11 protein-coding genes are annotated in these 13168 nt (G+C 72.4%); 2 read left to right on the forward strand and 9 right to left on the reverse strand.

What is annotated here, in order from left to right:
• Positions 1 to 62 precede the first annotated feature (62 nt).
• A complete protein-coding gene (gene nucS / locus EV562_RS15685) occupies positions 63 to 734 on the reverse strand; it encodes an endonuclease NucS (RefSeq protein ID WP_059301477.1) in 672 nt (223 codons plus the stop codon).
• A gap of 290 nt (positions 735 to 1024) precedes the next feature.
• Here nucS and EV562_RS15690 point away from each other — a divergent pair, with 290 nt between their 5' ends.
• Positions 1025 to 1417 carry an SCO5389 family protein gene (locus EV562_RS15690; RefSeq protein WP_133887403.1) on the forward strand — a complete coding sequence of 131 codons (393 nt, stop codon included), beginning with the start codon at positions 1025 to 1027 and terminating at the stop codon, positions 1415 to 1417.
• Positions 1418 to 1499: 82 nt separating this feature from the next.
• On the opposite strand, the gene EV562_RS15695 is transcribed toward EV562_RS15690, so the two are convergent.
• A complete protein-coding gene (locus tag EV562_RS15695) occupies positions 1500 to 2528 on the reverse strand; it encodes an LLM class flavin-dependent oxidoreductase (RefSeq protein WP_133887404.1) in 1029 nt (342 codons plus the stop codon).
• A gap of 254 nt (positions 2529 to 2782) precedes the next feature.
• Between EV562_RS15695 and EV562_RS15700 the strand changes: the two genes are divergently transcribed.
• Positions 2783 to 3112 carry an ATP/GTP-binding protein gene (locus EV562_RS15700; RefSeq protein WP_133887405.1) on the forward strand — a complete coding sequence of 110 codons (330 nt, stop codon included), beginning with the start codon at positions 2783 to 2785 and terminating at the stop codon, positions 3110 to 3112.
• A gap of 33 nt (positions 3113 to 3145) precedes the next feature.
• Here the strand turns inward: EV562_RS15700 and EV562_RS15705 are convergent, their stop codons facing one another.
• The 7 genes from EV562_RS15705 to mce form a co-directional block, all read right to left on the reverse strand.
• Positions 3146 to 4021 carry an ABC transporter permease subunit gene (locus tag EV562_RS15705; protein ID WP_133887406.1) on the reverse strand — a complete coding sequence of 292 codons (876 nt, stop codon included), beginning with the start codon at positions 4019 to 4021 and terminating at the stop codon, positions 3146 to 3148.
• Complete coding sequence (locus EV562_RS15710; protein ID WP_133887407.1) at positions 4018 to 5286, reverse strand: ABC transporter ATP-binding protein; 1269 nt, start codon at positions 5284 to 5286, stop codon at positions 4018 to 4020. Before EV562_RS15710 ends, EV562_RS15705 begins: the two co-directional genes overlap by 4 nt.
• Positions 5287 to 5450: 164 nt before the next feature.
• The gene (locus tag EV562_RS15715; RefSeq protein ID WP_208298358.1) at positions 5451 to 6221 is read right to left on the reverse strand and encodes an ABC transporter permease; all 771 of its coding nucleotides are present in this window, start codon (positions 6219 to 6221) and stop codon (positions 5451 to 5453) included.
• A gap of 2 nt (positions 6222 to 6223) precedes the next feature.
• Complete coding sequence (locus EV562_RS15720; protein WP_166661808.1) at positions 6224 to 7216, reverse strand: ABC transporter ATP-binding protein; 993 nt, start codon at positions 7214 to 7216, stop codon at positions 6224 to 6226.
• 124 nt (positions 7217 to 7340) lie between these two features.
• Entirely contained in the window at positions 7341 to 8273 is a 933-nt protein-coding gene (locus tag EV562_RS15725; protein WP_133887409.1) for a cellulose-binding protein, read from the reverse strand.
• A gap of 207 nt (positions 8274 to 8480) precedes the next feature.
• Positions 8481 to 12461 (reverse strand): polarized growth protein Scy, encoded by a 3981-nt coding sequence (gene scy / locus EV562_RS15730; protein ID WP_133887410.1) that lies wholly within the window; start codon positions 12459 to 12461, stop codon positions 8481 to 8483.
• Between the two features lie 234 nt (positions 12462 to 12695).
• On the reverse strand, positions 12696 to 13136 hold the full coding sequence (gene mce, locus EV562_RS15735; protein ID WP_133887411.1) for a methylmalonyl-CoA epimerase: 441 nt from the start codon (positions 13134 to 13136) through the stop codon (positions 12696 to 12698).
• Between the last annotated feature and the right edge of the window lie 32 nt (positions 13137 to 13168).

Below are 13168 nucleotides of genomic sequence, written 5' to 3' on the forward strand. Positions count from 1 at the left end.
AGGAAGGGCCGGGTCCGACCCACGGACCCGGCCCTGCTCCGTACCCGCTGCGTGACGTCCTCTCAGAACAGCCGCAGCTTGTCGTCCTCGATGCCCCGCAGGGCGTTGTAGTCCAGCACCTGGCAGCCGATGCCGCGGTCCGTGGCCAGCACGCGGGCCTGCGGCTTGATCTCCTGGGCGGCGAAGACACCGCGCACGGGGGCGAGGTGCGGATCGCGGTTCAGCAGCTCCAGGTAGCGGGTGAGCTGCTCCACGCCGTCGATCTCGCCGCGCCGCTTGATCTCGACTGCGACGGTCCCGCCCTGGGCGTCCCGGCACAGGATGTCGACCGGGCCGATGGCGGTCATGTACTCGCGGCGGATGAGGGTGTAGCCCTCGCCCAGGGTGTCGATGCGGTCGGCGAGCAGCTCCTGGAGGTGCGCTTCCACGCCGTCCTTGATCAGGCCGGGATCGACGCCCAGTTCGTGCGAGGAGTCGTGGAGGATCTCCTCCATCGTGATGATGAGCTTCTCGCCCGCCTTGTTGACGACGGTCCAGACGCCCTCCTCCTCGCCCGTGCCCTCCTTCAGGGTGCAGGGCGGCGACATCCAGTTGAGGGGCTTGTAGGCCCGGTCGTCGGCGTGGATCGAGACGCTGCCGTCCGCCTTGACCAGGATCAGCCGGGGGGCCGAGGGCAGGTGGGCGGTGAGCCGTCCGGCGTAGTCGACGGAACAGCGGGCAATGACGAGACGCATGGTCGGCAACGCTACTCGACGCGCCCGGTCCGACGCGATTCGCCCGTGCCCGGCCGTCCCGCGACCCCCCGGTGCGCTGTCCCACTTCTCCCATTGGACCCGTCTTGCACACTGGCCGATTGTGGGCCTACCGGATGGTGTCCATCTGGGCATTCTCCTGGTGCCGTCACGATCGGTTGCTTACGGTATTGAACGGGAGGTCGCGAACCGTGTACGCAGCGTGTTCGGAATCGCGAACTCCCTCAACTGTCCGGCAACCCCTGCCAATCGGGGGTGCGAGAGGAGAACCCATGTCGCTCGACGTCTCACCGGCCCTACTCGAACAGGCCGAGCGAGGCGAGGTCGACGAAGCAGACTTCGTCGACTGCGTCCGGACCTCCCTGCCCTACGCATGGGAGATGGTCAGCTCCCTGGTGGCACAGCTGAAGGTCGACGGCGGAGCGTTCGCCGACAACCAGACGCCCCCGCCGGACGAGCAGGCGCGCGGTCAGCTCCTGCGTGCGCTCGCGAGTGACGCCATACGCGGTGCACTGCAGCGGCACTTCGGGGTGCGGCTGGCCTTCCAGAACTGCCACCGGGTGGCGGTGTTCCCGTTGGACTCCTCCGTCGACGAGACGCTCGGCACATTCACCTCGGTGCGCAGCCAGTTGCTGAACCAGTCGCCCGAACTGCGCGACTGCTGAGGCCTTTCGGGGAATCCGCTTGCCGCTCCGTACGCGGGAGGTGCAGTTCTGTACCGGAGCGGCAAGCTCCCCGCCCGCCGGCTCAGCGGAGCTGGGGGAGTACCTCGGCCCCGAGCCGCCGTACGTTCTCCTCGGTCGCCGCCAGGTCCCCCGAGCCCTCGACGAGCAGGGCGAAGCGGGAGATGCCGGTCCGCTCGCCGGTCGCCGCGAGCCGGTCCGCGCACAGCCGGGGCGTGCCCACCGGGTGCAGCCCGCAGAGCAGTTCGGTGTACTCGTGCGGGTCGCGCATCCGCCGGGTCCGGCCGTCCACCGTGACATGGGCGCCGAGACCCTGCCGCAGCCACCCCGGCATCGCCTTGAGCAGGGTCTCCGCCGCGTCCGCGCGCCGGTCCGCGATCTGGCAGACCCCGGCAGACACGTGCGCGGCGCCGTGGACCTCCTCGGCGGTCCGGCCGGCTTCGCGCGCGTGGCGGCGCCACAGGGCGACCATCTCCGCCTTCTCCTCGTCGCCGACGTGCATCCCGAGGAGCATCGGCAGCCCCCGCTCGGCCGCCGTGCGTACGCTCGACGGCGACGTGCAGGCGACCACGACCTCCGGGCCCGGCTCCTGCTCCAGGGACTCCGAGGGCCGCGGCACGACGGGCACCTCGCGGAACCGGAAGCGGTCCCCCGAGGCACCGACGGCCGGGTCGCGCAGCCAGCGCAGCAGCAGATCCAGCGACTCCGGAAAGCCGCTCTCGTACGCCTCCAGGCCCGCTCCGAACACCTCCAGGTCCACCCACGGCCCGCCGCGGCCCACGCCCAGCGAGAACCGGCCGCCGCTCGTGACGTGCAGCAGCGCGGCCTGCTCGCCGAGCGCCACGGGGTGCACGGTGGGCAGCACACTGACCGCGGTGCCGACCCGGATGCGGCGGGTGCGGCCCAGCAGCAGCGCGGCCAGAGTCACGGCCGACGGACACGTGCCGTACGGCACGAAGTGGTGTTCGGCCAGCCAGACGGCGTCGAGCCCGGCCTCCTCGGCGACCTCGGCCGAGCGGACCGCGCGGTGCAGCGCCTCTCCTTGGCCCTGGCCCGGGAACTGGGCACCCAACACGAAACTTCCTACGCGCATTGCCTTTTCCTGCTTCCTCGGCCCCGACGTGGAGCTCCCCCGCACGGCATAACCGCCTGACACGTGCCGAGGACACGGCCGGACGGAGGGATTTGCGGATTGTCTGCAGAATCGGCCGCTGTGGGACGGGACACGGACCCGGACGGCAACTCCGCGCGGGGGAGTTGCGGTGTTTGGCGCCGTACGCCTACCCGTGTCCGTGCCGCGTAGGCTGGAAGCCGCACTGCTTCCTGTATAGCTCCGTGAGGTGTCCTGTGTCCCCGCGTCGCAACCGACCCAAGGGAGCCGGTCCGTCCGGCCCGAGCGCCGAGGACGGCTCCGGGCGCTACGGCGGCTGGCAGTCCTCGGAGAGCTGGCAGGGCGAGGAGTGGAGCGTACGGCACGTGGCGGGGGCCAGCGCGCAGGGGAAGTCGTACCGCTGCCCCGGGTGCGACCAGCTCATCCCGGACGGCGTCCCGCACGTGGTGGCCTGGCCGGCCCACGCGGGCGTCGACGACCGGCGGCACTGGCACAAGGCGTGCTGGAACGCGAAGGACCGCCGCACCACGCGGGTGCAGCGGTCCCGTAACGCGCCGAGGTTCTGAGGATCCCGCCCGCCGGCTCCCGGCCGTGCGGCCTCACACGTCCCGCTGCTCCAGCAGGACGAAGGCGGCGGCGAGCGCGGCGGCGGTCACGCCCAGCAGGATCCACAGCGGGTCCCAGCCCGAGGGCCCGGACTCGGAGAGCGAGTTGGCGTAGAAGATGCTCATCTGGTTCGGGATCGAGTACTCGAAGAGGGCCTGCTGCACGTCCTTGAGCGACTCCGAGAACATGAACAGCGCGATCACCAGCGGGGCGAGCAGGACGCCGACCATGATGGTGATCGCGCCCGCCGAGTGCCGGATGATCGAGCCCACGGCCAGCGAGAGCAGGCCGAGCAGCGCCACGTAGAGCGAGACGCCGACGGTGCCCTTCAGCCACTCCGAACCGGTGGGGTCGACGGCGCCGTTGCCCTCCAGCATGGTCACGTGGGCCAGCCCCACCAGCGTCGCGGACACCAGCGTCACCACGAAGGCGACCAGGAAGAACACGATGCCCTTGGCCGCCAGGACCCGGCCGCGGCTGGGGCAGGCGGTCATCGTGGTGCGGATCATGCCCGTGCCGTACTCGGAAGCGGTGGTCAGCACGCCGAGCGTGATCACGCACATGCTGCCGAGCAGCAGCCCGAAGAAGCCGAGGCTCAGCGCGCTCTCACCGGCCAGGTCGGACTCCGAGCCGGCCACCACCGCGCCGGTCAGCATCCCGATGCCGAGGACCAGCAGGACGAACACGCCCAGCGTCCACATCGTCGAACGGACCGACTTGATCTTCGTCCACTCGGAGGCCAGCGCGTGCACCAGGTTCGTGCGCACCACCGGGATCGGCGACGTGTAGGTGGGGGTGGGGTACGGCGAACCGGGCGCCGCGTGCCACTCGGGCGCGGGGTGCTGCGTCGGGGGCTGGGGCGTGCTCATCGGGCGTCCTCGGGCTTGGTCGGGTCGGTGACGGGCGCGGAGGCGGGCGCCGGGGCGGCGGTGGGCGCGGGGGCGGCAGCGGGAGGCGCGGGGGCCGCGGCGGGCGGCGGGGGCGCCTGCGGGGCCTGCTGCGCCGCGTACGGGTTGCCCGGCTGCCCGCCCGGGACGGCGCCGGGCGCCGCCGGGGCGCCGTACGGGCCCGTCGGTGCCTGGCCCGGCGCGGCGAAGGGCTGACCGCCCTGCTGGGGCGGCGGCGGGGCGTACCACCCGGCCTGGCCCTGCCCGGGCACCGGCATCGGCGGCTGCGCGCCGGGCGGCAGGGGCTGCTGGAGCCCCGCCTTCTGGTCGACGGTCGACCGGTAGTCCACGGCGCCCTGCGTCATGCGCATGTACGCCTCCTCCAGCGAGGCCTGGTGCGGCGACAGCTCCCACAGCCGCACGTCGGTGTCGTGCGCGATGTCGCTGATCCGAGGGAGCGGGAGGCCGGTCACGCGCAGCGCGCCGTCCTGCTCGGGCAGCACGTGGCCGCCGGCCTCGGTCAGCGCCGAGATCAGCTTCTCGCGCAGTTGCGGCTCGGTGTCCGGGGTCCGCACGCGCGCGAAGTCGGCGGAGTTGGCCGAGATGAACGCCGTCACGCTCATGTCGGCGAGCAGCCGGCCGCGCCCGATGACGATCAGGTGGTCGGCGGTCAGCGCCATCTCGCTCATCAGGTGCGAGGAGACGAAGACGGTGCGCCCCTCCGCCGCGAGGGCCTTCATCAGGTTGCGCACCCAGTGGATGCCCTCCGGGTCGAGACCGTTGACCGGCTCGTCGAAGAGCAGCACCTGGGGGTCGCCGAGCAGTGCCGCGGCGATGCCGAGCCGCTGGCCCATGCCGAGGGAGAAGCCCTTGGAACGCCGCTTGGCCACGTCCTGGAGGCCGACCACGCCGAGCACCTCGTCCACCCGGCGGGCCGGGATGCCCGACAGCTGGGCGAGGCTCAGCAGGTGGTTGCGGGCGGCCCGGCCGCCGTGCACCGCCTTGGCGTCCAGGAGCGCCCCGACGTGCCGGGCGGCGTTCGGCAGTTTGCGGTACGGGTGGCCGCCGATCGTCACGTGACCCGCGGTGGGGTTGTCCAGGCCCAGGATCATGCGCATCGTCGTCGACTTGCCGGAGCCGTTGGGGCCCAGGAAGCCGGTGACGGCGCCGGGCCGCACCTGGAAGGAGAGGTCGTGCACGGCGGTCTTGTCGCCGTATCGCTTGGTCAGGCCGACAGCCTCGATCATGCTCCGCACCCATCGGAAGGTTCAGGACAGCAGGGCATACGCCCCCGTAAGGGTTAGGAGCTTATCCAGGAGCTGACGGTTCCGTTCAAGCGCGGGCAAAGTCCGACGCCGTACGGACGCCGCCGGGACCCGTGGCCGCCCCGGCGCGCGCCGTGTCCGCCGGCCTACGCGTCCCGCTTCCGCAGCACCGCGTATCCGCCGACGAGCGCCGCGATCACCCACAGGGCCATGATGCCGAGGCCGCCCCACGGCCCGTACGGGACGTCGTCGTCGATCGGCGTGACCACCTGCATGATCTTGCTGCCGGCCTGGTCGGGGAGGAAGCGGCCGACCTTCTCCGTCGCCGGGACGTTGCCCAGGATGTTGGAGATCAGGAAGAAGAACGGCATCAGGATGCCCAGCGACAGCATCGGGGAGCGCAGCATCGCGGCGACGCCCATCGAGAACATGGCGATGAGGGTCATGTAGAGGCCGCCGCCGAACACCGCGCGCAGCACGCCCGGGTCGCCGATCGACGCCTTGAGGTCGCCGAGCATCGCCTGCCCCAGGAAGAACGTGGCGAAGCTGGTGATCATGGCCACGACCAGGGCGAGGAGGGTGGCCACCGCGATCTTGCTGAACAGGAAGGTGCCGCGCCGCGGCACCGCGGCCAGCGAGGTGCGGATCATGCCGGAGCTGTACTCGTTGCCCACCACCAGGACCCCGAACACGATCATCGCCAGCTGGCCGAGGCTGGTGCCGGCGAAGCTGATGAAGGTCGGATCGAAGGAGAGCTGGTCCCGCCGGCTCATGTCGCCGAACTCGTTCTTCGACAGAGCCGAGATCAGCATGCCGAGGGCGATCGTGACGACCACGGCGAGGCCCAGCGTCCACACCGTGGACGCGACCGAACGGATCTTGGTCCACTCGGACCGGACGACCTGTGTCGCCGCCATGCTCAACCCCTCTTCCAGTCGCTGCCCCACTGCTGCCGCGGCGGCGGCCCCGGTGGCTGGTGCTGCTGAGGCACCGCGCCGGGCGGCTGCCCGTCGTGCGCGTGGTACTCCACGGACTCCGCGGTCAGTTGCATGAACGCCTCCTCCAGCGAGGCGCGCTGCGGGCTCAGCTCGTGCAGCACGATCTGCTGCCGCGCCGCCAGCTCCCCGACGGCCTCCGACTTGTCACCGTCCACCTCCAGCACCCCCTCGGCCGCCTCGGTGACCGGGACGCCGGCGTCGTGCAGCGCGTCGAGCAGCTGCTCGCGCTGCGGGGTGCGGATCCGGACGTAACTGCGGGAGTTCTCCGCGATGAACTCGGCCATCGAGGTGTCCGCGAGCAGCCGGCCCTGGCCGATGACCACCAGGTGGTCGGCGGTCAGCGCCATCTCGCTCATCAGGTGGGAGGAGACGAAGACCGTACGGCCCTGCGAGGCCAGGGTCTTCATCAGGTTCCGGATCCAGTGGATGCCCTCGGGGTCGAGCCCGTTGACCGGCTCGTCGAACATCAGGATCCGCGGGTCGCCGAGGAGTGCGGCGGCGATGCCGAGCCGCTGCCCCATGCCGAGGGAGAAACCCTTGGTCTTCTTCCGGGCGACCGCCGAGAGCCCGACGGTGTCCAGGACCTCGCGCACCCGCCCGGCCGGTATGCCGTTGCTCTGCGCGAGGCACAGCAGGTGGTTGTAGGCGCTGCGCCCGCCGTGCCACGCCTTGGCCTCGAGCAGCGCGCCGATGTACGTCAGCGGGTCCTTGAGCTGCTCGTAGTGCTTGCCGTCGATCCGCACGTCCCCGGCCGTGGGCCGGTCCAGGCCCAACACCATCCGCATGGTGGTCGACTTGCCCGCACCGTTGGGGCCGAGGAAGCCCGTGATGATGCCGGGTCTGACGGTGAAGGAGAGATTGTTGACCGCCACCTTCTCGCCGTACCGCTTGGTCAGCCCCTCGAGCTCGATCATGGCGCCCACGCTAGAACGGGACGAGGCCCGCTGCCACCCCAGTGACAGAAGGCCTCGTCGTTGTTCGTACATATTCAGCAGGCGTACGCCCCCGCGCCGGCCGCGACGTGCCGGCCGGACCGCGTCAGCGGGACTGCTGGGCCGGCACCCCGCGGGAGACCGACTCGTCCTCGACCGACGGAGCGGCGGCCACCGCGGCGCCCGTGAGGGACGCCAGCATCTCGCGCACGTTGGTCAGCTGCGCGTTGATGGAGTCGCGGCGGTTGGTGAGGGCGGCCAGCTCGCGCTCCGACTCCGAACGGATCCGGTCGGCCTTGGCGTTGGCGTCGGCCACGATGTCCTCGGACTGGCGCTGCGCCGTCTCCACGGTCTGACGGGCCCGGCGCTCGGCGTCCGTGCGCAGCTTCTCCGCCTCCAGGCGCAGCTGCTCCGCGCGGTGCTCGATCTCCGCGAGCCGCTTCTCGGCCTTGGCCTGACGGGAGGCCAGGTCGCGCTCGGACTGCTCGCGGCGCTTGGCGAGGTTCGTCTCGAAGTCGGCGGCGGCCTGCGCGGCCTTCGCGCGGGTCTCCTCGAAGAGGGCGTCGGCCTCGTCCCGCTTGGACTGCGCGTCCTTCTGCGCCTCGGAGCGCAGCTGGGAGGCGTCGCCCTTGGCCTTCTCGACGATCCGGACGCCCTCGTCCTCGGCCTTGGCCTTGCGCTCGGCGGCGTACGACTCCGCGTCGTTGCGCACCTGCTGGGCGGCCGACTCGGCCAGCTCGCGGTGCTGCTCGGCCGCGCGCCGGGCCTCCTCGCGCAGGTCCTTCGCCTCTTCCTCGGCGAGCCGCAGGATCTTCTCGACCCGGGCACCGAGACCGGCGTACGACGGCTCGGCGTCGTTGACCTGGGCCTGGGCGTTCTGAGTCTCGAGGTGGAGCTCCTCGATGCGCTTTTCCAGAGCGGTGATGCGGGTGAGAGCGCTGTCACGGTCGGAGACGAGCTTGGAGATGCGTTCGTCCACCTGAGCGCGGTCGTACCCACGCCGCACAAGCTCGAAGCCGTAGGGGGAAGTGTCGCTCATGGGGTTCCTGTCGAAAGAGACCGGGTGAGGTGATAGAGGGAATCCTAGGCGCCGATGCGGTGTGTCATCGAGCGGATGCGCGTTTGATACGGAGAATGACACCTCTTTTGGGTGGCTCACCCGTGGATGGCTTGCCAAAGCCGGCGCGGAGGAGCCCGCCGTGATCCGGTCAAAGATCTCCAGCAGACACCGAATCCGCGCCGGACGCTAGCTCTCTGACGACTTGCCACCCGAACGTGGGGCGCCCACCGTCGCTCCGGCCTTCACCCCGTTGTCCTTCGCGCCCCCGGGCGCCTCGAAGGACTCCAGAGCCTCCAGCACGTCCTGCACCCGGGAGATCTCCGCGTTGATGTCCTCGCGGCGCCTCACCAGGACCTCCAGCTCGCGCTTGCCCTCGTCGACCGTGCGCCGGGCCTCGCGGACCGCCTCGGCCTTCAGCTCCTCGGCCTCGCGGACCAGCGTGGCCTTCTTCTGCTCGGCCTCCTTGAGCAGTCCCTCGGCCTTCTTGACGGCGGCGATGCGCACCTTGCCGGCCTCGGAATTGGCCTCCGACACCAGCTCCTTGGCCTTGGCCTCCGCCTTGGCGAGCTGCTCCTCGGCCGCCTTGACAAGTGCGTCGCAGCGGTCGCCGGCCGACTTCATCGTCTCGGCGGCCTCGCGGCGGGCCCGCTCGTGCAGCTCCTCGATCTCGGAGGTGAGGCGCTCGCGCAGCTCCTCCGCGCGCTCCCTGATGGCGGTCGCGTCCCGGCGGGCACCCACCAGCAGCTCGTCGGCGTCCGTGCGGGCCTTCTCCACCCGGGTGTTGCCCTCGACGGTCGCCTCCGAGACGATCCGGTCGGCCTCCGTGCGGGCCGCGCCGACCATCGTGTCGGCCTGCGACTCGGCGTCCGCGGTGGTCTTCTGGGCCTGCTGCCGCGCCTCGGACAGCAGCTTGTCGGCCTCCGCCGCGGTCTCCGTGATGAGCTTGTCGACCTGCTCGGCCGCCTCCGAGCGCCGCTTGTTGGCGTCCTTGCGGGCCTCGTCCAGGGTGCGCTCGGCCTCCTCGCGGGCGGCCGTGGTGACCCGCTCGGCCTCCGCCGCCGCCTCGGTCCGCACCCGGTCCGCCTCGGTGCGCAGCCGCTCCGCGTGCTGCTGGGCCGAGCCGACCGTGTCGGCGGCCTCGGCCCGCAGCCGCTCCGCCTCCCCGGTGGCGTCCGAGACCAGCTGGTCGGCCCGGGCGCTCGCCTCGGCCCGTACCCGGTCGGCCTCGGCGATCGTCTCGGTGCGCAGCCGCTCCGCCTCGGTGGCCGCCTCGGACCTGACCCGCTCGGACTCGCTCGCCGCCTCGGCGGTGACGCGCTCGGCCTCCGCGAGCGTCTCCGTGCGGATCCGGTCGGTCTCGGCCGCCGTCTCGGTGGTGAGCCGCTCGGCCTCGGAACGCGCCTCGGTGATCAGGGTGTCCGCCTGCGTCGCCGCGTCGGACCTGATGCGGTTGGCGTCCTCACGGGCGTCGGCCCGGGTGCGCGCCGCGGACTGCTCGGCCTCGGCGATGGCGTCGGAGGCCTCGGTGCGCACCCGCTGGGCGTGCTCGGACACGTCCGCGCGGATCCGGTCGGCCTCCGTGATGGCCTCGGACACCGTGCGCTCGGCCAGCGACTTGGCCGCCTCGGTCTCCTCCTGCGCCTCGCGCCTGAGGCGTCCGGCGTCCTCGCTCGCCCGCTCCCGCTCGGCGTAGGCGTCGGCGCGGACCCGGTCCGCCTCCTCCTGGGCCTCGTGCCGGGTGCGCTCGGCGGCGTGCTCGGCGGCGCTGCGCAGGCCGGTGATCTCCTCCTGGGCCTGCTCGTGCAGCCCGGCGACCGACTCGCGCACCTGCGCCGCGTGCTGCTCGGCCGCCGACACCATCTCGGTGGCGCGCCGGTCGGCCTCCTCGACCAGCCGTACCGCCTCGGCCTGCGCCTCCTCCACGCGGTTGCGCGCCGAGGCCAGCAGCTCCTCGCTCTGCTCGCGGGCCCGCTCGCGCTCCTGGTCGGCCTCCTGCCGGGCGGAGCCGAGCAGCTCCTCCGCCTCGCGGCGGCGCCGGGCGGCCTCCTCCTGGGCGGCGGCCAGCGCCTCGGACGCCTCGGCCGCGATGCGCTCGGCGGCGGACTGCGCCTCCGCCCGCACCCGGTCGGCGCTCTCCTGCGCCTCCGACCTCAGCCGCTCCGCCTCGCTCGCGGCCTCGGAGCGCAGCCGTACGGCGACGTTCTCGCCCTCCGCGCGGAAGGCGGACGCGTCGGCGGCGGCCTCGGTGCGCAGCCGCTCGGCCTCCGTCTCGGCCTGCTGCTGGAGGGTACGGATCCGCTCCGCGGCCTCGGTGCGCAGCCGCTCGCTCTCCTCGGCGGCCTCGCGGCGGATCCGCTCGCCCTCCTCGCGGGCCCCGCTCAGCGCCTCCTCGGCGGCGGTACGGCGCTCCTCGGCCTCGGTGTGCAGCCGCGTCAGCTCCTCGGCGGCCTCCGCCTGCCGGGCCTCGACGGCGCGCTCGGTCTCCTCGCGCAGCTCGCGGGCGGCGCGCTCGGCCTCCGCCTGGAGCTCCTCCACCCGCTCGGCGGCCTCCGCGCGGTGCCGCTCGGCCTCCGCACGGGTGCGCTCCAGGGTCTCCTCGGCCTGCCGGCGCAGGGTCGTCGCCCGCTCGATGGCCTCGGTGCGGACCTTCTCGCTGTCCGCCGTCGCGCTCTGCCGCAGCTCGTCGGCGTCCGCCTTGGCCTTGGCAAGCAGCTCCTCGGCGGTCTTCGCCGCCTCCTCGATCTGCGCCACGGCCTCCTTGCGGGCCTCGGCGCGGATCTTCTCGCCCTCTTCGACCGCGTCGGCCCGCAGCTGCTCGGCCTCGCCGCGCAGCCGGCGCGCCTCCTCCTGCAGCTCGACCGTCTTGGCGCGGTACTCCTTGGTGTCGTCCTTCGCCGCGCCCTTGAGCTGCTCGGCGATGTCGTGCGCCTCGCCGCGCAGCCGGTCCGCCTCGGCCTCGGCCTCGGTGCGGATCCGCTCGGCCTCCTCGGTGGCGGCCTTCGTGGTCCGCTTGGCGTCCTCGGCCGCCTTGTTCAGCACGTCCTCGGCGGTCTTGGCCGCCTTGGACAGCTGGGTGGCCGACTCCTCGGCGGTGATCGTGCGGGCCTTCTCGGCGGCCTCGGCGAGGAGCCGCTCGGCCTCGGCGCGGGCGTCCGCGACCACCTGCTCGGCCTCGGACCTGGTGCTCTCGGCGTCCTTGGTGGCCTCGCCGACCAGCCGGGCGACCTGCTCCTTGGCGGTACGGGTGCGCTGCTCGTTGGTCGCCTCGGCGCTCGACAGCGCCTTGGACGCGGCCTCCTGGGCCTCGGCGACCACCTTCTCGGCCTCGGCCTGCGCCTTGCGCAGCGCCTCCTCGGCCTCGGACATGCGCTGCTCGGCGGCCCGGCTCAGCTCCTGGGCCTCGCGGCGGGCGGACTCCGCCTCGGTGGCGGTGGAGCTGCGCAGCCGCTCCGCGTGGTCGGTGGCCTCCTGCGCCTGCGTGGAGGCGGCGTTCAGCAGCCGCTCGGCGTCGGTGCGGGCCCGGCGCAGGATCTGCTCGGCCTCCGTGCGGGCGCTCTCCGCGTCGCTGCGCAGCCGCTGACGGGCCTCGGAGGTCAGCCGCTCCGCCTCCGCGCGGGCCGCGCTCAGGGCCTGCTCGGCCTCCGCGCGGGACTCGTCGAGGAGCCGGCGGGCCTGCTGCTCGGTGCGGGCGCGCAGCTGCTCGGCCCAGGCCACGTTCTCGTTGACGTGCGACTCGACGGTCTGCCGGCGCTCGGCCAGCTCCTGGTCCAGCTGCTGGCGGCGGGTCACCGCCTCCTGGTGCAGCTCGGCCTGGAGCCGGGCGGCCTGCTCGGCGTGCTCCTGGAGGATGCGCTGGGTCTGCGCCCGGGCCTGGCTCAGCTCACGCTCCGCGTCGGCGCGCAGCTGGTCGGCCTGGGTCTGCGCGTTGCGCAGCAACTGCTCGGCCTGGTACCCGATGTCGCCGCCGTCGAAGGCGGGCCGGGACATGATGGTGCGCCGCGCCTCGTGCAGCTTGGCGCGCAGCACCTCGACCTGGTAGCCGAGGTCCTCGGCGTGCTGGATCGCCTTTTCCCGCTCGGTCTTCAGCCGCTTCATCTCGGCCTCGAACCGAGAGAGGTGGTCGACGTCAGCCGCCGGCTCTCGCTCCTGGCTCTCGTAGCCCCGCACTGCGCGGTCCCATCCGTCCCCTGGTCGCAAATCTTCCCGAACGAGCTCCGTCCGTACGCCGGACGGTGCCCCCGGGGAATGGTGTCAGATCAACGGCGGAGCATGTGCTGCTGCCCCGTCGCCGACCCCCCGAAACACGACCCCGGCGGTCCCGTCGTCGCACGATGACAGGACCGGGTCACCCTGGACTGAGCGGCGACCGCACCCAACCCTACCGGCCCATATGTACGAGGGTCAGTGCTCAGGTGACTCAACAGCCGCCGATGTGACCAGTTCTGTCAGTACGCCATGGCAGTCCTTGGGGTGCAGGAAGGTGATCCGCGACCCCATCGAACCGCGCCGGGGCTCGTCGTACAGAACGCGTACGCCCTTCCCGCGGACGTCCGCGGCGTCCGCGTCCACGTCCGCCGTGCCGAAGGCGATGTGGTGGACACCCTCGCCGTTCTTCGCGAGCCACTTGCCGACCGCGGAGTCCTCGCGGGTCGGTTCGAGGAGCTGCAGGTACGAGGCGCCGCCGTCCGAGGTCTCGTTGATCTTGAGCATGGCCTCCCGGACACCCTGCTCCTCGTTGACCTCGGTGTGGAACACCTCGAAGCCGTAAGTGGCACGGTAGAACTCGACGGTCGTGTCGAGGTCGTGGCAGGCGATTCCGATGTGGTCGATTCGCGTCAGCATGGATTCAGTGCAGCGCCCCGGAGGTGGTTACG

The organism is Streptomyces sp. BK208 (genome assembly GCF_004364245.1).
In the GTDB taxonomy this organism is placed as follows: domain Bacteria; phylum Actinomycetota; class Actinomycetes; order Streptomycetales; family Streptomycetaceae; genus Streptomyces.

Excerpts from the sequence above, each read along its gene's own strand:
- EV562_RS15695 (WP_133887404.1), bottom strand. The coding sequence starts at position 2,528 with ATGCGCGTAGGAAGTTTCGTGTTGGGTGCCCAGTTCCCGGGCCAGGGC.
- nucS (WP_059301477.1), bottom strand. The coding sequence starts at position 734 with ATGCGTCTCGTCATTGCCCGCTGTTCCGTCGACTACGCCGGACGGCTC.
- EV562_RS15725 (WP_133887409.1), bottom strand. The coding sequence starts at position 8,273 with ATGAGCGACACTTCCCCCTACGGCTTCGAGCTTGTGCGGCGTGGGTAC.
- EV562_RS15720 (WP_166661808.1), bottom strand. The coding sequence starts at position 7,216 with ATGATCGAGCTCGAGGGGCTGACCAAGCGGTACGGCGAGAAGGTGGCG.
- EV562_RS15705 (WP_133887406.1), bottom strand. The coding sequence starts at position 4,021 with ATGAGCACGCCCCAGCCCCCGACGCAGCACCCCGCGCCCGAGTGGCAC.
- mce (WP_133887411.1), bottom strand. The coding sequence starts at position 13,136 with ATGCTGACGCGAATCGACCACATCGGAATCGCCTGCCACGACCTCGAC.
- EV562_RS15710 (WP_133887407.1), bottom strand. The coding sequence starts at position 5,286 with ATGATCGAGGCTGTCGGCCTGACCAAGCGATACGGCGACAAGACCGCC.
- EV562_RS15715 (WP_208298358.1), bottom strand. The coding sequence starts at position 6,221 with ATGGCGGCGACACAGGTCGTCCGGTCCGAGTGGACCAAGATCCGTTCG.
- EV562_RS15690 (WP_133887403.1), top strand. The coding sequence starts at position 1,025 with ATGTCGCTCGACGTCTCACCGGCCCTACTCGAACAGGCCGAGCGAGGC.